20 protein-coding genes are annotated in these 22441 nt (G+C 72.0%); 10 read left to right on the plus strand and 10 right to left on the minus strand.

Annotated features, from left to right (window positions below; all coding sequences use genetic code 11):
• Nucleotides 1-193 precede the first annotated feature (193 nt).
• A complete protein-coding gene (locus ACN28A_RS07360) occupies nt 194-1789 on the minus strand; it encodes a YfjI family protein (RefSeq protein WP_421393571.1) in 1596 nt (531 codons plus the stop codon).
• Nucleotides 1786-2625: a bifunctional DNA primase/polymerase gene (locus tag ACN28A_RS07365; protein WP_421393572.1), complete on the minus strand. Its 840-nt coding sequence runs from the start codon at nt 2623-2625 to the stop codon at nt 1786-1788. Before ACN28A_RS07365 ends, ACN28A_RS07360 begins: the two co-directional genes overlap by 4 nt.
• A gap of 363 nt (nt 2626-2988) precedes the next feature.
• Between ACN28A_RS07365 and ACN28A_RS07370 the strand changes: the two genes are divergently transcribed.
• Nucleotides 2989-4113 (plus strand): IS630 family transposase, encoded by a 1125-nt coding sequence (locus ACN28A_RS07370; protein WP_421393574.1) that lies wholly within the window; start codon nt 2989-2991, stop codon nt 4111-4113.
• A 392-nt stretch (nt 4114-4505) separates the two neighbouring features.
• Here the strand turns inward: ACN28A_RS07370 and ACN28A_RS07375 are convergent, their stop codons facing one another.
• The 7 genes from ACN28A_RS07375 to ACN28A_RS07405 all read right to left on the minus strand — a co-directional run bounded on the left by ACN28A_RS07375 (nt 4506) and on the right by ACN28A_RS07405 (nt 10377).
• A complete protein-coding gene (locus ACN28A_RS07375; protein WP_421393575.1) occupies nt 4506-4946 on the minus strand; it encodes a serine hydrolase in 441 nt (146 codons plus the stop codon).
• 3 nt (nt 4947-4949) lie between these two features.
• Nucleotides 4950-6164: an MFS transporter gene (locus ACN28A_RS07380; RefSeq protein ID WP_421393577.1), complete on the minus strand. Its 1215-nt coding sequence runs from the start codon at nt 6162-6164 to the stop codon at nt 4950-4952.
• Between the two features lie 94 nt (nt 6165-6258).
• Nucleotides 6259-7680 (minus strand): NAD(P)-binding domain-containing protein, encoded by a 1422-nt coding sequence (locus ACN28A_RS07385; protein WP_421393578.1) that lies wholly within the window; start codon nt 7678-7680, stop codon nt 6259-6261.
• Between the two features lie 75 nt (nt 7681-7755).
• Nucleotides 7756-8181 carry a GNAT family N-acetyltransferase gene (locus ACN28A_RS07390; protein WP_421393580.1) on the minus strand — a complete coding sequence of 142 codons (426 nt, stop codon included), beginning with the start codon at nt 8179-8181 and terminating at the stop codon, nt 7756-7758.
• Nucleotides 8182-8192: 11 nt separating this feature from the next.
• On the minus strand, nt 8193-8525 hold the full coding sequence (locus ACN28A_RS07395; protein WP_421393582.1) for an ArsR/SmtB family transcription factor: 333 nt from the start codon (nt 8523-8525) through the stop codon (nt 8193-8195).
• Between the two features lie 158 nt (nt 8526-8683).
• A complete protein-coding gene (locus ACN28A_RS07400) occupies nt 8684-9430 on the minus strand; it encodes an MBL fold metallo-hydrolase (RefSeq protein ID WP_421393584.1) in 747 nt (248 codons plus the stop codon).
• A 26-nt stretch (nt 9431-9456) separates the two neighbouring features.
• Nucleotides 9457-10377: a LysR family transcriptional regulator gene (locus ACN28A_RS07405; protein WP_421393585.1), complete on the minus strand. Its 921-nt coding sequence runs from the start codon at nt 10375-10377 to the stop codon at nt 9457-9459.
• Nucleotides 10378-10462: 85 nt separating this feature from the next.
• Between ACN28A_RS07405 and ACN28A_RS07410 the strand changes: the two genes are divergently transcribed.
• The 4 genes from ACN28A_RS07410 to ACN28A_RS07425 all read left to right on the plus strand — a co-directional run bounded on the left by ACN28A_RS07410 (nt 10463) and on the right by ACN28A_RS07425 (nt 15715).
• Nucleotides 10463-11452, plus strand: a complete 990-nt coding sequence (locus ACN28A_RS07410) for a threonine ammonia-lyase (protein WP_421393587.1) — start codon at nt 10463-10465, stop codon at nt 11450-11452.
• 220 nt (nt 11453-11672) lie between these two features.
• A complete protein-coding gene (locus tag ACN28A_RS07415; RefSeq protein WP_421393589.1) occupies nt 11673-12347 on the plus strand; it encodes a permease prefix domain 1-containing protein in 675 nt (224 codons plus the stop codon).
• Nucleotides 12348-12749: 402 nt separating this feature from the next.
• Entirely contained in the window at nt 12750-14948 is a 2199-nt protein-coding gene (locus ACN28A_RS07420) for an MMPL family transporter (RefSeq protein WP_421393591.1), read from the plus strand.
• A gap of 62 nt (nt 14949-15010) precedes the next feature.
• Nucleotides 15011-15715: a carbon-nitrogen hydrolase family protein gene (locus ACN28A_RS07425; RefSeq protein WP_421393593.1), complete on the plus strand. Its 705-nt coding sequence runs from the start codon at nt 15011-15013 to the stop codon at nt 15713-15715.
• 32 nt (nt 15716-15747) lie between these two features.
• On the opposite strand, the gene ACN28A_RS07430 is transcribed toward ACN28A_RS07425, so the two are convergent.
• Nucleotides 15748-16797 carry an aldo/keto reductase gene (locus tag ACN28A_RS07430; RefSeq protein ID WP_421393595.1) on the minus strand — a complete coding sequence of 350 codons (1050 nt, stop codon included), beginning with the start codon at nt 16795-16797 and terminating at the stop codon, nt 15748-15750.
• 58 nt (nt 16798-16855) lie between these two features.
• On the opposite strand from ACN28A_RS07430, the gene ACN28A_RS07435 reads away from it, so the two are divergent.
• From ACN28A_RS07435 to ACN28A_RS07455, 5 genes are all read left to right on the plus strand, one after another.
• Nucleotides 16856-17257 carry a MerR family transcriptional regulator gene (locus ACN28A_RS07435; RefSeq protein WP_421393596.1) on the plus strand — a complete coding sequence of 134 codons (402 nt, stop codon included), beginning with the start codon at nt 16856-16858 and terminating at the stop codon, nt 17255-17257.
• A gap of 161 nt (nt 17258-17418) precedes the next feature.
• Nucleotides 17419-18309, plus strand: coding sequence for an oxidoreductase (locus ACN28A_RS07440; RefSeq protein ID WP_421393597.1), 891 nt, complete (start codon nt 17419-17421; stop codon nt 18307-18309).
• Between the two features lie 225 nt (nt 18310-18534).
• Complete coding sequence (locus tag ACN28A_RS07445; RefSeq protein ID WP_421393599.1) at nt 18535-20466, plus strand: hypothetical protein; 1932 nt, start codon at nt 18535-18537, stop codon at nt 20464-20466.
• 221 nt (nt 20467-20687) lie between these two features.
• On the plus strand, nt 20688-21599 hold the full coding sequence (locus ACN28A_RS07450) for a GNAT family N-acetyltransferase (protein WP_421393601.1): 912 nt from the start codon (nt 20688-20690) through the stop codon (nt 21597-21599).
• A 302-nt stretch (nt 21600-21901) separates the two neighbouring features.
• Nucleotides 21902-22396, plus strand: a complete 495-nt coding sequence (locus tag ACN28A_RS07455; protein ID WP_421393602.1) for a hypothetical protein — start codon at nt 21902-21904, stop codon at nt 22394-22396.
• Nucleotides 22397-22441: the final 45 nt, after the last annotated feature.

Here is a 22441-nt window from a genome sequence, read left to right on the forward strand (position 1 = left end):
GGTCGGTCCGGTGCCGGGCTGAGCGCCGGGTGACGGGTCGGGAAGCGTTGACACGTTGACAGTTGGCGGCCGGGCGAGTGTTTCCGCTGGTGGTGGCCGGTGTCGGGGTGTCAACGCCCCGCGTTGACAGGCGTTGACAGCCGTTGACACCGGGCGGGCCGGCGGTCGGGGTGTCAACGCCTGTCAACGGGTGTCAACGCGGGGCGTTGACAGGCTCGCGGGTGTCGTGAGCTGCGGAAACTTCGCCATCGGGTGCGGGTGTCAGCGTGTCAACGCTTCCCGGGTCCTCTCCGGTAGCGCGGGGGTGCAGCTCGTATCGGCCGTCGGCGTTGTGGCGGACCCATCCGAGGGCGGCGAGTTCGGCCAGCACCGCCGACACTTCGTCGGACTTCGGGAGTCGGCGGGAGACGCGGCGGTGGAGTTCCCGGCGGGTGAAGGTGGTCATGCCCTTGCTGGTGAGTACCCCGAGGACGTAGCGGGCGGTTTCCATCGCGGCGTCGCTGCCGATCGTGGTGAGGGCGGCCCGGTAGTGCGCGGCGAAGAACTCGGCCAGCCGTACGGCGTCGGCCATCCGGTCGGCGTCGACCGGCCGCCGCCAGGCGTCGGCCGGGTGGTGGGCGACGTGGAGCAGTCCGGCCAGTCGCAGGGTTGCGCCGGCAAGTTTGTTGCCCCATTCCCGCATGTCGTAGAGGCTTGCGCCGGGCCGTAGCTCGGCCTCCACCTGTTCGGCGGCGGCCCGGCGGACCCGTCCGGCCTCCGGGGTGAGGGTGACCACGGCCGGGTCTTCCCACTCGGCGAGCATCGCGGCCAGGTCGTGCACACGGTGCCGGTAGCCGGCGGTCACCTGCTCCGGCACCGGGTCGGCGTCCACGGACCGCCATCCGGCCAGCGACCGGGGCAGGGCGAACAGGAACCGTGCCGGGAGTCCTCGGCCGGCAAGGTCGGCGTTCCCGCCGAACTTCCGCAGCACGCTCGGCTGCGCCATCACGCACACCGTCAGGGCTGGCTTGTCGATCGAGGCGCCTTCCCGGGTCTGCCGCTCGTTGCTCATCGGCTGACCAGCGTGCCCCTTCAGGTACGGATCAAGGTTCGGTGTACCGGAGTAGCGGCCGGCGAGGGTGTCGAAGATCCCGCCTTCGTCGCTGATGATCGCCATCCGGCCGCCGTTGGCAGCCATCAGACCGATGAGGGCTTCCGGGGTGGCGTCGTCCACGATCAGCCTCGGCAGCCCCGGCACGGTGATGGCCTCGGCCGCGATGGCAGCGGCTACCGCCTCGGCTGACGCCTGGTCCCGCTTGTCCGGGTCGGTGGCCTTCGCCGCTTGAGCTTTGGCCTGTTCGGCTTGCCGGTCGGCGATGTCCCGCAGCGCAGCAGCCTCGGCGATACGAGGCCGCATCGCGTCGGCGAGCGTCGACTGTGCCGAGAACAGCGGCGCCGTCATCGCCCGATGTACCGGGGACTTCCGTTCGCCGGGGCCGGCGATGACGGCGGCGAACACGTTGACCGGTTCCCGCCACCCGGCCACCGGCTCGACTTCCAGTCGGCCACCCGCGCACGCGGACAGCACGGCCACGGCGAGAGTGCCGGCCATCGCGGGATCGGTTTGGGTGAACCGGGCGACGCCGGTCACCTGCTCGGCGAGCCAGCGGGGGAACACGTCGACCGGGAACGGCGGCGGCGCCGTGGTGGGGCCGTTCAACGGCACTGGAACATCCCACAACGGCCCGCCCGGGTCGGGCCGGTCGGTGGCGGTGTCGGTCACGAGGTGAAGGTGTGGCGCGGCGGTCATGCGGCCACCGCCCGGGGCCGGCGCTGCCCGGCGGCCAGCCCGGATCGGACCGTGCGTGCGGTTTCGACTCGGCCGAGTCCGGCGGACAATCCCGCCTGTTCCAGCACGCTCGTAGCCTGATCCTCGGCGAGCGCGGCACCGGCTACCAGTTGGCCGAGCGCGACAGCGGCGACGTACAGCGACCTGTTCCGCTGTCCCTCCGGTGCGGTGGTGACGCGTGCGGTTTCCCGGTCGATCGCGGCCCGCACGTAGGCGCCTTCCCTCCCACCCGGCAGCACGACCATGACCGGCCGTTGCGGTGGCAGCGGTGCGGGCCGTAGCAGGTCGGCGAGCCATCCGGGCAGCGGTGCCGGGTCGGTGTCGAGCGTGACCGTGTAGGGCCGTCCGGCCACCGTCGACCCGGCGGCGACCACGTAGCCGCCGTGCGCGCGGGTGTCGACCAGCCGGCCGAGCGTCCCGGCGGTGTTCCGCAGTTCCGGGCCGTCGGGGTGCAGGTAGTACAGGTGGACACCACCGCGCCCGGTGCGAACGGTGTACGTCGCTTCGATACCGGCGTGGCGGTCGTCGGCCAGGTCCCCGAAGGTGTCCAGCCCGGTCCGGCCGGTCGGGTCGTCGTCCTTCGCCACGTCGAGATCCACCACCACCAGGCCGGACGGACCGCAGGCAATGCCGATGCCGTACGGGCCGGCGGTCCAGCAGCGTTCGATGCGGGCCGGGTCGGTGGTGGCCCGGCCTTCCCAGTCGCGCACGGCCGGGCGCTTGTCGTCGGGGCGTAGCGGGAAGACGTGCCAGCCACGCGCGGCGTGCGCGCGGGCGGTGTTGAGTAGATCAGGCATGGTGCTCCCTTCGTCAGGGGTGGTGCGTCCGGCGATGGCGGCCGGGGTGTGCCAGGGGCAGCGGGGACCGGGTAGGAACATCCGCACCCGGTCTGTGGAGTGGCAGTGCCGCCGGTCGGTGCCGATCCAGGGCCGGCACCGACCGGCGTCGCGGTCCATGGGTTACCTCGGCCGGGCCGCCGCGATCAGCACGCGGAGTTCGGCCAGCGGCGGCGTGTATTCGATGTGAGAGCAGCGCCTGCACCAGCGGCGGCGGTGGGTGACGCCTTCGATCTAGTGCTGTGACCGGAAACGTTGGCCGGGTTGGGTGACACGCCGGTCGATGGTCGTGGTGGTGGCTGGTGGAGGGTTCAGGCTGTCGGGATGGCAGAACCTGTCCGGGCTCGTCGGCTCAGTGATGATGAGGGCCGGCGACTACAGCAGATCGTGCGGCGTGGGACCGGGTCTGCGATCCGGTTGCGTCGGGCGATGGTGATCATGGCTTCGGCCAGCGGGAACACCGTCCCGGCAATCGCCCGCTTGGTCCAGGGGGACGAGGACGCGGTCCGTGAGGTGATCCACCGGTTCAACGAAATGGGCCTGGCCTGCCTGGACCCTCGGTGGGCGGGTGGCCGTCCCCGCCGAATCAGTGAGGACGACGAAGCGTTCATCGTCGCGACGGCCAAGACCAGACCGCAAGGGCTCGGCCAGCCGTTCACCCGGTGGAGCCTGCGCAAACTCGCGGACTACCTGGCTCACAACCACGGCCAGCGCCGGGTGCTCGTGGGCCGGGAACGGCTGCGGGAGTTCCTGCACCGCCACGACATCACCTTCCAGCGGACGAAGACGTGGAAGGAGACCAACGACCCGAACGCTGAGGCGAAACTCGCCCGGATCGAGGCGGTGACCACGGCGTTCCCGGACCGGGTCTTCGCCTTCGACGAGTTCGGGCCGTTGACGATCCGGCCACACGCTGGCGCGTCCTGGACCCAGGCCGGGCATCCGGACCGGCTCCCCGGCAACTACCACAAGCTGCACGGGGTCCGGCAGTTCCACGCCTGCTACAGCGTCGGCGACGACACCCTCTGGGGTGTCGTGCGCCGGCGGAAGTCCGCAGCGAACACCCTGGCAGCGCTCAAGAGCATCCGGGCCGCCCGCCCTGACGGCGCGCCGGTCTACGTCATCCTGGACAACCTCTCCGCACATCGCGGCGTCAAGATCCGGCAGTGGGCGGCCCGCAACCGGGTCGAGTTGTGCTTCACCCCGACGTACTCGTCGTGGGCGAACCCGATCGAGGCGCACTTCGGACCGCTGCGGATGTTCGTCGTGGCCGGGTCGAACCACCCCAACCATCCCGTCGCGACCCAAGCCCTGCACAACTACCTGCGCTGGCGCAACGCCAACGCCCGCCACCCCGACGTCCTCGCCGCCCAACGCCGCGAACGAGCCCGGATCCGCTCCGAACGACAACGCCGCTGGGGTCAGACCCCCGCCAAGGCGGCGGCCTGAAACCGGCCAACGTTTCCGGTCACAGCACTAGGCGAAGATCCACCACGGCGACGCGTCGACACTGGCCACGGCCAACGCGTCGCGCCCAGCTCGACGCGACGCGTCGTGTACGGCCGGATCGTGTGCCGAGGGCGTGCCGAAGAACGAAGGGCGATCCGGACGAGTCGACAGAAACCGCAGGTCACGGGGTCGGTGGGAGGTAGCGGGAGACCGCCCTCCGGAGGCGGGAGCGCAGGTTCGAATCCTGCCGGGGGCACCACAAAGAACTGCGCGCCATCGACCGGCTTGTTGATCATCGAAGCAACGCATCCACTGCCCGCCGCACGACGGACTGCAGCGTTGTGATCATGGCAATCGATCCGTTTCTTGGCACGGCGCGCAGTCCGCGAGATTCATGCTCCGAGGCTCGGGGTGAAACCGCTGGCGTTCGCTGTCAGCGCCGCCTCGTCGTTGACGGCGTGCCGACGCGCACCGCCCAGCCGATGGTTAATTCCAGGACGCTGTGGTGGACGGTTGTGAGGCTGGTGGGCAGCAGCAGGCGAGGTAGCCCTGGAGTTCGGACAGGCGTGCGGCGATGGTGGGGTCGGCGCGGTAGTGGACGAGTTTGCCGGTGCGGGTGGCGGGACGCCTTTGCCGGTGGAGAAGCTGTGGAACAGGGTGTCGCGGGTGACCGCGGTGCCGGTGCCCGGGTCGGCGAGCCCGGCGACCGCGTCCACGACCAGTTCGCCGTGCAGGTAGGCGGCGGCTTGCAGCCCGGTCTCCTGCCCCGAAGCCACAAGACGGTCGAGGACGGCCTGGACGCGGTCCTGCATGGCGGTGGGGTCGATACTCATGGGTTACCCCGCTCGTGTCATGGCCGGGCGGCGGGCGTCACTGCCTTGTTCAGGGGCTGAGGAGTCCGGTACGGGTGGAGGGGTAGCGGCGCGGGTGAGGATGCCGACGGCGGCGATGAGGCAGCAGGTTCCGATCGCGAGTAGCACCGCCGGGTATCCGCCCACGGAGTGGAGGCCGGCGGCGGCGAGGGGTGCGGTGGCCTTCGCCAGGGTGATCGGGATGGCCAGGATGCCGGCGATGGTGGCGTAGGCGGTGGTGCCGTACCGGTCGGCGAGGAGTGCCGGGGTGGCGAGGCTGGCCACGCCGAACCCGATGCCGAAGGCCACCACGGCGGCGGCGGCACCGACCCGGCTGCCACCGGCGGCGAGGAGGGCGACCGCTGCGGCGGCCTGAACGGTGAACACGATCGCGACAACGCTGGTCAGCCGGACGCGGCGTTGGGCGCCGGTGAGCAGCAGCCGCCCGGTGACCGACAGCACGCCGAGCAGCCCGGCGATGGTGGCGGCGAACGTGACCGGATGTCCCTCGTGGGCCAGGAAGCCGACGAGGTGGACGGTCATCGTCGCCATGGCCGCGCTGTGGGCGACGAACGCGGCAGCGAGCCACCAGAACCGTGCGTCTCGGATCGCCGCGCGCACCACGACGGCACGGTGTTGCGGTGCGGGCAGGTGCGGCTGGGCAGCCGGTTGTGGGGGTTTGCGGACGGTGAGGGCGTGCAGCGGCACGCTGATCGCGCCGTACAATCCGGCGAGGACCAGCAGCGTGGTCCGCCAGCCGTACCGGTCGGCGAGGACGCCGGTGAGCGGCATGAAGATGGTGCTGGCGAACCCGGCCACCGCGATCACCCCCAGAACCGCCCGTGCCCGGCGTTGTGGATCGAACCAGGAGACGACGACAGCAAGGGCCGGCTCGTAGAGCACCATCGCCATGGTCACGCCGATGCCGACGAGCACGGCGTAGAGCTGGGCGATCGACTGGACCCGCGACCAGGCCACCACCAGGCCGGTGGCCAGCAGGGAGCCGACCGTCATGAGGGCTCGGCCGCCGTGGCGGTCCAGCCACCGCCCGACCGGTACCGCCAGCACCGCGCCGGTCAGGATCGAGGCGGTCAACGCCCCGGTCACCGTCGCCGTCGAGGCGTCCAAAGAGCTGGCCATCGGGTGGAGCAGAACGGCGAAGGCGTAGTACAGCACCCCGTACCCGAGGGTCTGCGTCACCGCCAGTGCGACGACGATCCACCAGCCACGAGAGCGGCGGGTGTGGCCGCCTGCCGGCGGGCCGGCAGCCACACCCGTGGTCGGATTCCCGGTGTCAGCCGCAGCACCCACCGGCCTGCTCACCCTGGGATGATGTCGTGACGGGCAGCAGCGGCAGCGGCGCGGACAACAGGCCACCGGCGATCCCGGTCGCCAACCCCCGACCAGCAGGCGTTGTGGCCTCGACGGCAGTGGCGCCGCAGCAGCCGCCGCTTTCCTCGATGCGGTCGCTGTCCAGCGGCTGGTTGCTGTTGCACACCCCGGTCTCGGGCAGGTCGAGCCGCACGTCTCGGGCCGCCTGCCAGTCCCCGGCGAGTGCCGCCGTGACGGAGCGGGCCTGCTCGTATCCGGTGGCCATCAGGAACGTGGGTGCGCGGCCGTAGGACTTGACGCCGATGGCGTAGAAGCCGGGCTCGGGGTGGGCAAGTTCGTCCACGCCGTGCGGTGGGACGGTGCCGCAGGAGTGCTCGTTGGGGTCGATCAGCGAGGCGAGGGCGCGGGTGGAGCCGAGTACCGGGTCTAGGTCCAGGCGTAGTTCGGAGACGAAGCTGTGGTCGGGGCGGAACCCGGTGGCGGACACGATCCGGTCAACGATGACGGTGCGGGCGCCGTCCGATACCTCGACCCTGCCGTCCGGTGTCGGCGTGACGCGCTGAACCGCGAACGCGGTCAGCAGTTCGATCGTGCCGGCTTCGACGTGTGCGCGCAGCCGGGAGCCGAGCGCGCCGCGGGCGGGCAGGGCGTCGGCGGCCTCACCACCGTAGGTGCGGGCCGGGCTGGCGGCCCTGATCGCCCACATGACCCTTGTACCCGGCATCTGCGTGGCGAGTTCAGTCAACGATAGGAGGGTGTTGGCGGCGGAGTGGCCGGCACCGACCACGAGGGTGTGCTTGCCGGCGAACCGGTCCCGGTCGGCGCCGAGCACGTCGGGCAGCGCGTGCTCGATGAACGGTGCGGCGGGCGTCTCGCCGTGCGCGGGGATGCCGGAGGCGCCGAGCACGTTCGGGGTGTTCCAGGTGCCGGTCGCGTCGAGCACCGCCTGGGCCAGTAGGTCGGTGCCGTCGGCGAGGCGGACCAGGAACGGTGTGGAGTCGCGGCCGGCGGTGCGTACCCGGTCCAGGCCGCACCGGGTCACCGCTATCACGCGGGCGCCGTAGCGCACGTGCGGCTTGAGCGCGGGCAGGTCCGCGAGCGGCTGGAGGTAGTCGGCGGCCAATTGCGCGCCGGTGGGCAGGACGTCCGGGTCGGGCTCGACCCAGCCGGCGTCGGCCAGCAGGCGGCGGGCGGCGGCGTCGATGTTGTACCGCCACGGGGAGAACAGCCTGACGTGTCCCCACTCCCACACGGCGGCGGCTGGGCCGTCACCGGCCTCCAACACGGTGAACGGCAGGCCATGCTCGGCCAGATGCGCGGCGGCCAGGCCGACCGGTCCGGCGCCGATCACAACGACCGGCAGGTCATCCAAACGGGTCTCCACAACTACTCCTGCCTCGATTGCTATCGAATCAATTAGGCGATGTTTGCTGCGGTCGCTAGGGGCGGTGGAACGGGTTCAGGTGATGGCGGGGCTGCGGCGTTCGATGAACACCACGTCGCGCCACCGGCCACCGTGGGCGGCGTGCCGGCCGATACGTTCGCGGACGCCGACGATCCGGAAACCGGCGCGCTGGTGCAGGGCAAGGCTGGCGGTGTTCTCCGGGAAGACGCCGGACTGGATGGTCCAGATCCCGGCAGCCTCGGTGGAGGCGATCACGGAGTGCTCGACTACGCCGGCGTACACCGGTCGGGTCGATACAGGCGAGACGGCGACCCAGCCCAGCAGCACGCCGTCGTCATCGACGGCGACGTGCCGGTGTTCGGGGAGCTTGCCGGCGTCGAACGCCGCCCAGGACGGCGCGGTGGTCTCGAAGCTGGCGTGCCCGGTGTCCAGGCCGGCCTGGTAGATGGCCAGTACGGCGTCGGCGTCCTCGTCATGCATGGGCCGGATCTTCACGAGCACGCCTCCACCGGGGCCGGGGCCGGGTTGCCCATGACCACGTCGGCGGCGGACGGGAAGCACTTGATGCACGCCTCGTTGATCCGGTAGTGCCGCGCCGTACCGACCTGGTCGACGAGCACGAACCGCACCTCGGCCAGGATCTTCAAATGCTGCGACACCGTGGATTGCGCCAGCCCGACCGCGGCGACGATCTCCCCAACCGGCATCGGCCGACCCTGCCTCGCGAGGTACTCCACGATCTGCACCCGGCTCGGGTCCGCCAGGGCGCGGAACCACGACGCGTACCGCTGGGCGACCTCGCGATCCAGCAACTCGGCCACCATTCCCGCCCTTCATCGCCTATCGCCGATCAACGATGAAAGTGCAGCGCTGCCGGCAGCGGCGAGCCAGACGGTGGCCACGACCAAGCGGGCCAGCGCGGTCCATCTCCTGACAGTTCGAAGGACGACCGGTAACGACGCAGCTGCCGCACCCGACTGAATCAGGCTCTCCCGCGCAGGTAGTTCTCGGCCAGCTGACGAAGGCGGGCCCGGTCGAAGCTGTTCCCGTGGCCGGGATGGACGACGGAGACGTCGAGGTCGGCGAGGAACTCCATGCTCCGCCGATAGGCGGCCACGTCCGAGTTCGGCAGGTCGTCGATCAGGGCACCCTCGTAGACGACGTCCCCGGAATACAGGGCCCCGGTGCGCTCCTCCAGCAGGGCGATGCTGCCCGGGGTGTGGCCGGGAAGGTGCAGCACGGTAAGCACCCGCCCGCCGACGTCGATCCGGTCGCCGTCGTCGAGCGTCCGGCTCAGGGGCACCGGTTCGACGCGGTAGCTGGTCGGATCGTAGTCGGGCACGGGCAGGACGTCGATCATCAGGCCGGGAACGGGTTCGCCCGCCGCGTCGATCCCGAGCTTGTCGAACAGTTCGGCGCCGTAGAGGCTCGCCGGTACGCCCGCCGCCAGCAGTTCCGCCTCGGCACGGTGGGCGGCCCGGTCGGCGAACTCGGCCGCCCCGCCGACATGATCCAGGTGCGCGTGGGTGAGCAGGACCATCGGATCGCGCTCGAACATGGCCGGAATCGCGTCCCGCAGGGCGACGACACCGAGCCCGGCGTCGACCACGATGTCCCGGTCGTTGCCGCGCAGCCACCAGAGATTCGCCGACAGCAGCTCGTCGACGTGCGGTTCCGAGATCCGGACGACGTCATCGTCCACCTCGGTCCGGGTGTACCAGTCGATCATGTATGCGAGTGTGCCAGCGTGCCGGGTCAGCCGGAGTCCCGCACTGGCCCGGAGAGGTGGCCGAGGACATCCCGGCAGGCGGTCCGGAGCTGGCCGAGCAGCGCGGCGGTGGCCGGTGGGTCGGGGGGCGGGCCGGGCAGTGCCGCGTACACCGACCGGGCGTGGCCGGGCAGCGGTGCCGTCGTCACCCGGGGATCACGATGGGCGGCAAGCGCGAGGCCGGGCAGCAGGGTGACACCGAGACCGACGGCGACAAGCGCCTGCACGGCCACGTAGTCGTCGGTGGTGAACGCCACGTCGGGGGTGAAGCCGGCCGCCGCGCAGGCCCGGAGCAGATGGGTCCGACAGCGCTCGCAGCCGGCGATCCAGCGCCGATCCGCGTACCCGTCGAGCCCGGCCCCGGGTGTCGCCGGGGCGCCGGCCGGCGTGACCAGGTGGATCGGCTCGTCCAGCAGGGGCAGGCGGCGCAGGCCGGTGTCGTCCGGTGGACCGTCCGGGTAGGAGAAGAGCAGGGCCACGTCGACCTCACCGGCGCGCAGCAACCGGATCGCGGCCGGTGGTTCCGCCTCCACCAGTCGCAGCTCGACGCCGGGATGGGCAGCCGCGAAGCCGGCCGCCGCCACCGGCACCACAGTGCCGAGTGCGGACGGGAAGGCGGCCAGCCGGACCCGGCCGGCCCGCAGTCCGGTCTGCGCCGCCAACTCGGCCTCGGCGGCGTCGAGCCGACCCAGGATCTCCTCGGCCCGTTCGGCGAGCAGCCGGCCCGCCTCGGTGAGCCGGATCCCCCGGCCGACCCGCTGCACCAACCGGGCGCCGGTCTCGGCCTCCAGCCGGGCGAGGTGGTGGCTGATCGACGGCTGGGCGTAGCGCAGCGCCTGCGCGGCGGCGGTGACCGAGCCGTGCCGGGCGACCGCCGCGAGCACCTGGAGCCGGGTCACGTCGAGCATCCGACCAACGTATCAACCGGGTCTATGGTTCAGGACGAAGACTGGCATTGGACCGATGGAATGCTGGCCGATCACGATTGTCGGCATGGCTGACCAGACCCTCGCCGCCGACCCGACCTTCGCCGACGTGCTGGCCGCGCGTGACCTGCTGACCGGGCGGCTGCCCGCCACCCCGATGTGGTCGTACCCGATGCTCGACGCCGCGGTCGGCGCGACCGTGTACGTCAAGCACGAGAACGTCCAGCCGACCGGCGCGTTCAAGGTACGCGGCGGTCTGACGCTGCTGCACAGCTTGACGGGGGAGCAGCGTCGCCGGGGTCTGGTCAGCTACTCCACCGGAAACCACGCCCAGTCGCTGGCGTACGCCTGTGCCGAGCTGGGCGTGCGGTGCCGGCTGGTGATGCCGGCGGGAACGCCCGAGGGGAAGGTGCGAGCGGTCCGGGCCTGGGGCGCCAGTGTGCTGCTCGACGGTGCCGACATGGCGGTGGCGCAGGCCGTCGCCGAGCGGTTGGCGGCGACCGAGCGCGCCCTGCTGGTGAGCCCGGGAGACACTCCGGCCCTGCTGGCCGGCGTCGGCACGGCGTACCTGGAGATCTTCGAGGCCCGACCGGACCTGGACCTGCTTGTGGTGCCGGTCGGCAGCGGCACCGGAGTAGCCGCCGCCACGCTTGTCGGCGCCGTCCTCGCGCCGCGCTGCCGGATCGTCGCGGTGCAGTCCACGGCGGCACCGGCCGCCCACGACTCGTGGCGGGCGGGCAGTTGCGTTCGCCGGCCGATCCGCACGAGGGTCGAGGGCCTGGCCACCGGGCGGGGGTTCCCGCTGCCGCAACGGCTGATCCGGGGGCGGCTGCACGACTTCCACCTGGTCACCGATGCGCAGATCGTGCAGGCCCAGCGGCTGCTGGCCACCTGCGCGCACACCCTGGCCGAGGGAGCCGGGGCGGCCGGCCTGGCGGCGGTACTCGCCCGGCCGGACGGGTTCGCCGGCCGCCGGGTGGCCGTGGTGTGCACCGGGGGAAACGCCTCCGCCGCCGAGATCACGTCACTCGGGCAAACCCGCACCCCGGACGGATAGGAACGCGGTGGCCCCCGGAGGACCGGACCGATCGGCGGGGCGGTCTCAGGGAAAACTCCGGGTCGCCGATGGTTCCGGCCGTCGGGGCGGTCCGGAATACTTGGACACCGGCATTGGCCCGGCAGCACCTGCCCGCCGACCGAGCGCCCGGAGCACCCGGACGTCGACCGGGCACCCGAGCACCCGGACGTCGACCGGGCGCCGGAGGCGAGAGGAACCCTTGACCGCGATAGACGGATACCTCGACGAGCTCGACTGCGTCCTGCGAGGGCCGCGGCGGGTCAAGGCCGACCTGCTCCGGGAGGCCCGGGACAGCCTGGTCGACGCGAGCGAGGCGTACCGGGATCTCGGTCTCGACCCGGGGGCCGCCGACCGGCGTGCGGTCGACGACTTCGGCGTGGTCGCCCGGATCGCCCCCGGCTACCAGGCGGAACTCGCGCTGGCCCAGGGCCGCCGGACCGCACTGCTGACCGTGTTCGTCCTCGCCGTCCAGCCTCCGTTCTGGCGGCTGGTCTCGTGGCTGCTCGCCGAGCCGGATCGGCTGCCCGGCTTGTCCGGCATGCTGGAGGACCTGGTGAGTTGGCTGGGCACCCTGGCGCTGGTGGGTGCTCTGCTGGCCGTCTGGGTTCTCGGGCACGGGACCCGGCTTTTCGGCGCCCGCCCCGGCTACACCCGGCTCACCGGGATCTTCGCCTGCGCCCTGGCACCCACCTTCAGCCTCAACGGCCTGCTGCTCGCGTTCTTCAGTCCGACCGCCGACGCACCGCCGCTGATCCGGCTTCCGCTGGTGCTGGTGGTCCTGGTCACGCCGATGGCGCTGGTGGCGGTGCACGGCTCCCGCTGCCTGTCGGCGGCGCGTGCGGCGACCAGCCTGCCGGCGCACCCGGGCAACTAGCGAGCGCCGCCGGGCGCCGGGCCGGGCAACTAGCGAGCGCCGCCGGGCGGGAAGATGTCGTTCGAGCGTGATACCACCACCGTGTCATCACGATGACACGGTGGTATCACCGGAAAACAGGAAGTGCCTTCCGGTCGGGCCCGGTCGGGCCCGGTCGGGCCGGAGCGCTTGCTGAACCGGCATACCTCGTCGCGCCGGTAGGCCAGCCAGCGAGAGCAGCCGGCGCACCCAGCGCGGCCGGCGTTGCCAGCGGCCGGCACGGCGCCTCCAGACGGAAGTCGATCGCCTCGACCCGTTGCCCGTTCCAATTCCCATACGTAGAGCATCTACATGTAGGTTGCTAACCTATCTTGGCCGGGACGCGGTGCGCGGTCCCGGGCTCTGCGACGGAAGGAGCCGACAGTGTCGACCGAACCCGCCCCCACCGCCCCGGGACCCGGCACCGCGCCGGACCGGGCCGGCGTCTTCGCCCGGCTGGCCGGCTGGGCGTACCGGCACCGCTGGATGGCCGTGCTGACCTGGGTCGCCGTGCTGGTCGGCCTCGCCGTGGCCGCCCAGGCGGTCGGGACGGACTACCACAACGACCACTCGCTGCCGGGCACCGAGTCGCAGGCCGCCGCGAACCTGCTGGCCGAACACGGGTCCCGGCAGCGGGCGGCCAGCGTCGAGATCGTGCTGCACGACACGGGCGGGCTCGCCGGTGCCCGCGAGCGGGTCGAACCGATGCTCGCCGAGGTGCGCACCCTCGCCTCCGTCGCCGACGTGGCAAGCCCCTACGCCACGCCCGAGGCGGTCTCCGCCGACGGCACCATCGGGTACGCGACGGTCACCCTGGACGGGCCGGCCGAGGAGGTGCCGGCCGAGGACGTACGGGCGGTGATCGCCGCGGCGCGGCAGGCGGCCGGGGACGGACTGCGGGTGGAGTTGGCCGGTGACCCGGTACGGGAGGCCCAGGAGAGCGAGGGCGGCGCGGCGGAGGGCGCCGGACTGCTGGCGGCGCTGGTCATCCTGGTGATCCTCTTCGGCTCCCTGCTGGCCGCCTCGCTGCCGGTCGGGATCGCCGTCTTCGCGGTGGGCAGCACGCTCAGCTTGGTCGCCCTCGCCTCGCACGTCGCCACCATCGCCGACTACACCGCCCCGCTGATGGCCCTGGTCGGGCTCGGCGTCGGCATCGACTACGCGCTGCTGGTCTTCTCCCGGTTCCGCTCCGAGCTGCTGCACGGCGCCGACCGGGCCACCGCCACCCGGACCGCACTGGACACCGCCGGCCGTACCGTCTTCTTCGCCGCCTGCACGGTGGTGATCGCCCTGCTCGGCCTGGTCCTGCTCGGCCTGGGCTCGCTGCAGGGCGTGGCCGTGGCGGTGGCACTCACCGTCCTGGTCACCATGCTCGCCTCGCTGACCCTGCTGCCCGCGCTGCTGGCGCTGTTCGGCGGGCGGGTCGAGCGCGTCGTCCGGCGCCGCGCCGCGCGGGCGAAGCGGGCCGAGGGCGCGCTGTGGCGGAGCTGGGCCGGGTTCGTGCAGCGCCGGCCGTGGCTGGCCCTGCTGCTGCCGACGGCCCTGTTGCTGCTGCTCGCGGTGCCGGCCCTGGACATGCGGCTGGGCTTCGCCGACGCCGGCAGCGACGCGCCGGGCTCGACCAGCCGGCAGGCGTACGACCTGATGTCGACCGGCTTCGGCCCGGGGCGCAACGGTCCACTTGTGGTGGTCGTCGAGGGCGGCCAGCCGGCGGCGACCGAGGTGCGGGGTGCCCTGGCCGGGGCGCCCGGCGTCGCGGCGGTCACCCCGGCGTTCCCGGCCCCGGACGGGCAACTGCACACCCTGCTGCTCTTCCCCACCTCGGCCCCGCAGGACGCGGCCACCATGGACCTGGTGCAGCGGCTCCGCGACGAGGTGATCCCGGCGGTCGAGCGGAACACCGGCGTGACCGTCTCGATCGGCGGCGGTACAGCAGCCGCGGTCGACTTCGCCGACGCGATCGCCGACCGGCTGCCGCTCTTCGTGGTGGTCGTGGTGGGCCTCTCCGCCCTGCTGCTGGTACTCGTCTTCCGTTCCGTGCTCATCCCGGTCAAGGCGGCGGTGCTCAACCTGCTCAGTGTGGCCGCCGCCCTCGGCGTGATCACCTACGTCTTCCAGTACGGCAACCTGGGTGTGCAGCCCGGCCCGGTCGAGGCGTTCGTACCCGTGCTCATCTTCGCCATCGTCTTCGGCCTCTCGATGGACTACGAGGTCTTCCTGGTGTCCCGGATGCACGAGCACTGGGAACGGCACCACGACGCGCAGGGCGCCATCCGGGAGGGCCTGGCCACCACCGGGCGGATCGTGACGGCCGCCGCCGCCATCATGATCGTGGTGTTCAGCGCCTTCCTCTTCGACCCGGGCCGGATGCTGCGCCAGTTCGGGCTCGGGCTGGCGGTGGCGATCTTCGTGGACGGCTTCGTCATCCGCTGCCTGATCCTGCCCGCGGTGATGCGACTCTTCGACGCCCGCGCCTGGTGGTTGCCGTCCTGGTTGGACCGCTGGCTGCCCCGGGTCGCCCTGGAACGCCCCGAGCCGGCCACCCCGGCCCCTGCCGGCACGCCTAGCTCCACCCCGGTCTGACCCCTCCCGCCCGCCGGCCGGTCCGCCCCCGACCGGGCGGCGGGCGGGACTACCCTCGGCGGATGCGTGATCCCCTGGTCCTCGCCGTCGCCCAGCCGCGCTGCCTGGCCCGGGCCGTGGTGGCGAACGCCGACGCCCACGCCGAGGCGGTCCGGGCCGCCGGAGCCCGGGTGGTGGTCTTTCCCGAGATGTCGCTCACCGGGTACGAGTTCGACGCCGCACCTGTCGACCCCGGCGACCACCGCCTCGCCCCGGTCGTGACTGCCTGCGCCGAGACCGGGACGCTGGCGCTTGTCGGCGCACCGGTGGCCGGCGACCGGGGACGGCGGCACATCGGTGTGCTGGCGGTCGACGGCGAGGGAGCGCGGGTGGCGTACCGGAAGATGTTCCTCGGTGGGTCCGAGCCGGCGCACTTCGCTCCGGGCGACGCGCCGGCGGTGGTCGAGGTGGCCGGCTGGCGGCTCGGCCTCGCCGTCTGCAAGGACACCGGGATACCGGAGCACGCCACCGGGACCGCCGCGCTCGGCATCGACGCCTACCTCGCCGGCGCACTCGACCACGCGGCGGAGTGGGGCGTCCAGGCGGAACGGGCCCGTCGCACCATCGCCGCGCACCGGGTCTGGGTGGCCACCGCCAGCTTCGCCGGTTCCACCGGTGGTGGTTTCACCCACGCCGCCGGACGGTCGAGGATCTGGGCCCCGGACGGCCGGGTGGTCGCCGAGGCCGGACCCGAGCCGGACGCGGTGGTCCGGGCGACCCTCGGCTGATCGATCCGCACCTGACCGGCCCGCAACCCGACTCAGGCCGCCGCGCGGTCGGCGAGTGGGCGGCGACGCCGCGCGGTGTCGGTGAGTGATCGCGGCCGGAAGAGGGCGTTCGGGCTGTACCGGTCGGTGCCGGGCGGCACGATCTCGTCGATCCGGTCGAGGGTGGCGTCGTCCAGGGTGAGGGCGGCGCCGTCGAGCAGGTCCGCCAGTTGTCGCATGGTCCGCGGTCCGATGATCGCCGAGGTGACGGCGGGATGGGTCACGGTGAAGGCGACGGCCAGCTGCGGCAGGGTGCAGCCGATACCTGTCGCGACCTCGACGAGTTGTTCGACGATGTCCAGCTTGGCGGCGTTTCCGGCGATCGTGGGATCGAAGTTGCCCGGCCGGAGTGCGGCGCGGCCGGTCGACAGGTCGATCGGCCGGTCCCGGCGGTACCTGCCGGTGAGGAACCCGAAGGCGAGCGGGCTCCAGACCAGTACCCCCATCCCGTAGCGCTGGCAGACGGGCAGCAGCGAGGCTTCGATCCCCCGGGCCAGGATCGAGTAGGGCGGCTGCTCGGAGCGGAAGCGTTCGAAGCCGCGCCGCGCGGAGACGTACTGCGCCTCGACGATCTCCTCGACCGGGAAGGTCGAGCAGCCGAAGGCGCGGATCTTGCCCTGGCGTACGAGATCGCTGAGCACCGACAGGGTCTCCTCGATGTCGGTGGCGTGGTCGGGGCGGTGCACCTGATAGAGGTCGATCCAGTCGGTGTCCAGCCGTCGCAGGCTCTCCTCGACCGCCCGCAGGATCCACCGGCGGGAGTTGCCGCTGCGGTTGCGGCCCTCGCCCATCTGGAAGTGCACCTTGGTGGCGAGTACGACGTCGTCGCGCCGGCCCCGCAGCGCCTTTCCGACGATCTCCTCGGACTCGCCCTGGCCGTACATGTCGGCGGTGTCGACGAAGTTGACTCCCCGGTCGAGGGCGGCGTGGATGATCCGGACGCAGTCGTCGTGGTCGGGATTGCCGACGGCCCCGAACATCATCGTGCCGAGGCAGTGCACGCTGACCTCGATTCCGGTGCCGCCGAGAGTGCGATAGCGCATGGTGCCGCACCCTAGGAGCTAGAGTCGGCTCTAGGTCAACCTCGGTACGCTCGACGACATGACCGGAGTTCCGACGACGTTGAGTATCGGCCAGCTCGCCGAACGCACCGGCCTGAGCGTGCACGCGCTCCGCTTCTACGAGCACGAGGGGCTCTTCGTCAATCCCGTCCGGCGCGACCCCGGTGGCCGGCGCGTCTACGACCAGGACGACGTGGACTGGCTGACCGTCTGCGTCATCCTGCGCGCCTCGGGGATGCCGCTGCCCGTGCTCCGCCGGTACACCGACCTGGTCCGGGCGGGGGCCGGCAACGAGCGGGAGCGGCTGACCCTGCTCCGCGAGCACCACGGCCAGGTCGCGGACCAGATCGGCAGGCTCACCCAGTCCCTGGACCTGGTCAAGTTCAAGATCGGGGTGTACGAGGACCTGCTGGACCAGGAAGCAGGCGCACCCGCCGGGTAGTGGCGTCGGCAATGCGGCCACCCCTGCCTTGAAAATGGCTCAGCCGGACGGGTGGCGCCGGGGTGCTTTCCCCGCCCGTACCGGATCGGCATAGCAGAGTCGAACCCGGGAGCGCCCGCGGCGGCCTCCCCCGACGACGCGTGCCGGAAGGAATTGACAGCATGGCCAAGACGTGGCTGATCACCGGAAGTTCCCGGGGACTGGGCCGGGCGCTCAGCCAGGAGGTACTGGACCGGGGCGACAACCTGCTCGCCACCGCCCGACGGCCCGACCAGCTCGCCGACTTCGTCGACAGGTACGGCGACCAGGTGCGGCCGTACCCCCTCGACGTCACCGACCCGGCCGCCGCGCGGGCGGCGGTGCGGGCGGCGGTGGAGACCTTCGGTGGGCTGGACGTGGTGGCCAACAACGCCGGGTACGCCAACAGCGCGCCGATCGAGGAGATGCCGGAGGAGGACTTCCGGGCCCAGGTCGAGACGAACCTGTTCGGCGTCGTCAACGTCACCCGGGCGGCCCTGCCGGTGCTCCGGGAACGCCGCTCCGGGCACTTCCTCCAGTTCTCCTCGGTCGGCGGCCGGGTCGGCGGTACGCCGGGGCTGGGCGCCTACCAGACGGCGAAGTTCGCGGTGGAGGGCTTCTCCGAGGTCCTGAACAACGAGGTCAAGCCGTTCGGCATCCGGGTCACGATCGTCGAGCCCGGCGCGTTCCGGACCGACTGGGGCGGGGAGTCGATGCGGCTGGCCGAGGTGGGCGAGGACTACGAGCAGACCGTCGGGCGGATGCACGCGCTGCGCCGCGACATGGACGGCCAGCAGGCCGGTGACCCGGAACGGGCCGCCCGGGTGATCGCCGACCTGGTCGGGCTCGCCGCACCGCCGTTGCGGCTGCTGCTCGGCTCGGACGCCCTGCGGCTGGCCGAGGAGGCGGCGCGGGTCCGGGCGGCCGAGTGCACCGCCTGGGCCGACGTCAGCCGGAGCACCGACTACGACAGCGCCACCGACTTCGCCCGGACCCCGGTCGCCGCCATGCTGACCCCGCGCAGCCCGAACTGATCCGTCACCCGCTTCAATCCGTCACCCGCTTCCGCCACGCCGTCGACTCGGCAGAAACAGGCCACCGCTCGGCAGAAAAGTGACGCCGACGGATGACTCGCCGTCCACACGGGACGTACGCTCGGCGACGCAGGTTCCACGGCGAGCCCGCCGAGCCCTCGGGGCGGGATCCGCCTCCCCGACCCGGCCGGCCCGTCGACCCCCTCGGACGGCGGAAGGTCAGGAATGAGAACGAGACGCACCATCGCCGCGGCGGCCGCCACGGCGGTGCTCACCGTGCTGTCGCTGTCGCTGGCACCGGCCAGCCAGGCCGCGCCGGCGCGTTACCCCCACCTCAACCCCGGTGGCCAGCCACGACTGGTCGAGAAGGTGCCGGTCAACGTCGTGTTCCTCGGCTACGAGCCGGACCGGGTGCCCCGGGCGGACTACCAGACGGAACTCCCGCGCGACTACGAGCCGGTGGTCCGGTCCCGGCTCGCCTACGACGTCCGGGAGGAGCTGGGCCTGCACTACACCTACGACTACCGGATCAGCTACGCCGACCGGCGGTACGAGGACCGGTTCTTCGGCGAGTTGAAGCGGCTGGCCAGGCCGGCCCCGCTCACCGCGCTGCAGACGGAGTACAACGCGCAGCAGCGCAACGTCCTGGACATCACCTCGAACCACCACATCGACGCGCCGAGCGTGGAGCGCTGGCTGGCGAAGAACCCGCCGGCCGGTGTGGACACCCGGCGGAACACCGTTTTCTTCATCAACTGGTACGGCCGCTCCGACTTCCGGTTCCACGTCTACACCAAGACCAACGAGCCGGACCCGGACACCGGCTACAACTTCGGCGTCGAACGGGACAGTCGCAAGATCATCGCCTGGGGCGGCACCACCGCGAAGGACGAGGAGGACGGGCTCGGCTCCACCCACCGGATCTGGTTCCACGACCTCTCCGCCGGCCCGGAATCCTGGACCTCCAACTGGAACGTGGACGACCCGGACCTCGACGGCAACGGCATCGAGGACTACCGGATGCCGCCGACCTGGGAGTACGCCGCCGGCGGCTACCGGCCGGCCGGCGCGCTCGCCGGTGACCTCGGCCGGATCACCAGGTACGTCGCGCTGAACCTGCTCTTCACCACCTCGCCGCTCTATCCGGCCGAGCTGCCCACCGCCGAGCCGCCGCGCTCGATCAACCTGGACAGCAACGTGTACGAGGGCTGGCCGGGCGTGGACGCCTCGAGGCAGTACGTCAAGCCCGGCCTGCTCCTGTCCGAGCTGCGCGAACTGCGCTGGCGCAACAGGCTCGACTACGACAGCCAGGACCTGCCGTTCACCGGTGACGCCGAGCGCTGCTACACGCTCGCGATGGAGGACGTCTCCTGCTATCCCGAACTCGACTACCCCGGCTTCGCCAACTTCTACCTGCAGAACCGCAAGGAGCTGGCACGTACCCAGGACGACCAGGGCCGGGTCGACTACGAGCTGCCGATGTTCAGCTACGCCGTGCCGGCCGGCACCGACGTCCCGGCCCTCGGCTTCGCCGACGACAACTACGTCGACGGCACCCAGACGTACGTCTTCGCGTTCGTCTCGCCCGAGGTCGTCGAGGCCGGCTACGGGCTGACCACGACGCTGATCCACGAGGTCGGGCACCACATCGGGATGAGCCACCCGCACGACGGCTACGACAGCACGACCGGACTGGACTACGGGCCGGAAGACGGGTTCTACTTCGTCGGCGCCGGTGACCAGACCAACTCGATGATGAGCTACATCGACCTGAACTGGGACTTCAGCCAGTTCGACCACGACAACAGCGACCGGTTCCTGACCGCCGCCTACAACGAGGCGGCGAACCGGCTCGCCGCGGACGTACTCGACTCGCCCCGCTCGCACCGGGCCCGGGACGAACTGGCGGCGGCGGACCGGCTGCTCGGCCGGGCGAAGGCGGCACTCGCCGCCCACCAGTACCCGGCGGCGCACGCCTACGCCGACCAGGCGTACGGCAAGGTGGTCGACGGTGCCCGCCAGGCGGGTGTGCCGACCGACCGGGTCGCCGCGCAGATGTCGGCGGAGGCGAAGGCCGCCCGGACCAGTGTCGAGGCGGACCAGCCACACGAGTTCATCGACAGTCTCGACCCCGACGGGCCGCGCAGCCAGCCCTGACGGTACGGGAAGGGCTCGGCGGATAGCGTCCGCACGCACATCCGCCGAGCCGTTCCCGCACCCCGCCGGGACGGGCCACCCGGTCGATCGAAGAGTGGGCCGTGCCGCACGCCCCGCACCGCTCACGAGCTGTTGGTAACCTGTCCGGCGTACCGCACCGGTGGCGGAGGCTCCCGTTCCTCATCCGCGCGTCCCCCGCGCAACCGTGGAGGTCTCCGCACATGTCGTCGATCGAGGTACGCCGGTTCGCGCGCAGCGACCGGGACCAGGTGACCACGCTTGTCAACGCGCACATCGCCGCCGTACTGCCCAACCTCTCCGTGTCGGTGCAGGGGCTGCTCAGCCAGCTCGAGCGGGAACCCGGCGAGTTCATCGTCGACCGGTGGGTGGCGGAGCGCCTCGCCCTGGTCGCCGAGCAGCGGGGCCGGATCGTGGCGGCGGCGCTGCTGCTGCGATACCGGGCCGAGGAGGAGGTGGCGGAGCGCTACCGGGGCGCCGGGGAGATCCGTTGGCTGGTCTGCTGGCCGGAGGCGCCGTACTGGCCGGACTCGACGGCGGCGGGTGACCTGCTCGCCGCCGCCTGTCTGGCCCAGTTGGCCCGGTGGAACGCCAGCCCCCGGTACGCCGACGGCGCCCTGCCGGTCCCCGGCGTGTACGGCGTACCAGAGCAGTGGCCGCACATCGCCGGAATCTACCAGCGGGCCGGGTTCGCGCACCGAGGCCGTACCGAGATCGTCCTGCTGGCCGACGTCGCCGACCTGCCCCGATCCGGCCCCCCACCGCTGCCCCACCTGACGGCTCGGCGGACCGTCGGGTCCAACGGCACCCGGATCTCGGCCGTCCTCGACGGTGAGGTTCTCGGCTTCATCGAGGCCGACACCAACCTGGACAGCGGCGCGCGGGTGTCGCGGCTGGGCGGCTGGGCGGATGTCGGCGAGCTGTGGGTCGCCGAGACGCACCGCCGCCGGGGTGTCGGCAACTGGCTGCTCGGGCAGGCCGCCGCATGGCTCCGGCTGGGCGGGGTGAACCGGCTGCTCGACTACGCCGACGCGGACGCCGAGGGCTACCTGGCCTTCCTGGCCGCCACCGGCTTCCAGACGGTGACCCGCACCATGCGTGAACTCGTCCACTGAACGCGACCTGATTGCAGCGCCGGGATCGCAGAGCCTGGGAGTGCCGGCTGTCGCCGGAAGTGGCGCCAGGATGCCAGGATCTGCGATCAGGCACCGTCGAGAGGTGGGGGTAGCGGGATGGGGAAGTGGGTGGTGCTTGTGGCAAGTCCTTTTCTGGGTCCGTCGGTGTGGGCGCCGGTCGCCTCGGTGCTGCGCACCCGGTTCGGGGTCGGCGTGACCGTGCCCCCGCCCCCCCGGCGGCCTCGTCACCGGCGGCGGTCCTGGCGGCGATCGAGGACGGCCTGCCGGACGCGGACGATCTGGTGCTCGTGCCGCATAGCAACGCCGGTCTGTACGTTCCGGCGCTCGTCGCGACCCGCCCGGTACGGGGCGCGGTCTTCGTGGACGCGGTGTTGCCGCCGGCCAGCGGCAGCGTGCCGGTGGCGCCAACCCGACTGGCCGAGATGCTCCGGGACAGGATCGATCCGGAGGACGGCCGCCTGCCGCCGTGGACCCGCTGGTGGCCCGAGGAGTCGGTGGCGGAGCTGTTTCCCGATGCCGGATCCCGGGCCCGGGTCGAGGCGGAGCAGTCCCGGGTGCCCTTCGACTACCTCACCGCCCGGGTGGCCCTGCCCGACGGGTGGGACGCCGTCTCGGCGGGATACCTCGGTTTCGGTGACACCTACGCCGACGAGCAGGCGGACGCCCGGGCCCGTGGCTGGCCGGTACGCATCATGCCCGGGAAGCACCTGCACATGCTGCACGACCCGGCCGGCGTCGCGACGGAGATCATGACCCTGGCGGCGGCGTTCCGGTGATCTCCACCCGGGACCGGTGGAAACCCGGTCGATCCGGCCGGACGG

Source organism: Plantactinospora sp. WMMB782 (assembly GCF_049179135.1).
Taxonomy (GTDB): domain Bacteria; phylum Actinomycetota; class Actinomycetes; order Mycobacteriales; family Micromonosporaceae; genus Plantactinospora.

What these genes read in the sequence shown, in the direction of transcription:
- ACN28A_RS07405 (WP_421393585.1), bottom strand. Translation starts at nt 10,377, where the DNA reads ATGCTCGACGTGACCCGGCTCCAGGTGCTCGCGGCGGTCGCCCGGCAC.
- ACN28A_RS07390 (WP_421393580.1), bottom strand. Translation starts at nt 8,181, where the DNA reads ATGCATGACGAGGACGCCGACGCCGTACTGGCCATCTACCAGGCCGGC.
- ACN28A_RS07375 (WP_421393575.1), bottom strand. Translation starts at nt 4,946, where the DNA reads ATGAGTATCGACCCCACCGCCATGCAGGACCGCGTCCAGGCCGTCCTC.
- ACN28A_RS07430 (WP_421393595.1), bottom strand. Translation starts at nt 16,797, where the DNA reads ATGCGCTATCGCACTCTCGGCGGCACCGGAATCGAGGTCAGCGTGCAC.
- ACN28A_RS07395 (WP_421393582.1), bottom strand. Translation starts at nt 8,525, where the DNA reads ATGGTGGCCGAGTTGCTGGATCGCGAGGTCGCCCAGCGGTACGCGTCG.
- ACN28A_RS07360 (WP_421393571.1), bottom strand. Translation starts at nt 1,789, where the DNA reads ATGACCGCCGCGCCACACCTTCACCTCGTGACCGACACCGCCACCGAC.
- ACN28A_RS07400 (WP_421393584.1), bottom strand. Translation starts at nt 9,430, where the DNA reads ATGATCGACTGGTACACCCGGACCGAGGTGGACGATGACGTCGTCCGG.
- ACN28A_RS07435 (WP_421393596.1), top strand. Translation starts at nt 16,856, where the DNA reads ATGACCGGAGTTCCGACGACGTTGAGTATCGGCCAGCTCGCCGAACGC.
- ACN28A_RS07450 (WP_421393601.1), top strand. Translation starts at nt 20,688, where the DNA reads ATGTCGTCGATCGAGGTACGCCGGTTCGCGCGCAGCGACCGGGACCAG.
- ACN28A_RS07440 (WP_421393597.1), top strand. Translation starts at nt 17,419, where the DNA reads ATGGCCAAGACGTGGCTGATCACCGGAAGTTCCCGGGGACTGGGCCGG.
- ACN28A_RS07370 (WP_421393574.1), top strand. Translation starts at nt 2,989, where the DNA reads ATGGCAGAACCTGTCCGGGCTCGTCGGCTCAGTGATGATGAGGGCCGG.
- ACN28A_RS07410 (WP_421393587.1), top strand. Translation starts at nt 10,463, where the DNA reads ATGGCTGACCAGACCCTCGCCGCCGACCCGACCTTCGCCGACGTGCTG.
- ACN28A_RS07445 (WP_421393599.1), top strand. Translation starts at nt 18,535, where the DNA reads ATGAGAACGAGACGCACCATCGCCGCGGCGGCCGCCACGGCGGTGCTC.
- ACN28A_RS07365 (WP_421393572.1), bottom strand. Translation starts at nt 2,625, where the DNA reads ATGCCTGATCTACTCAACACCGCCCGCGCGCACGCCGCGCGTGGCTGG.
- ACN28A_RS07425 (WP_421393593.1), top strand. Translation starts at nt 15,011, where the DNA reads ATGCGTGATCCCCTGGTCCTCGCCGTCGCCCAGCCGCGCTGCCTGGCC.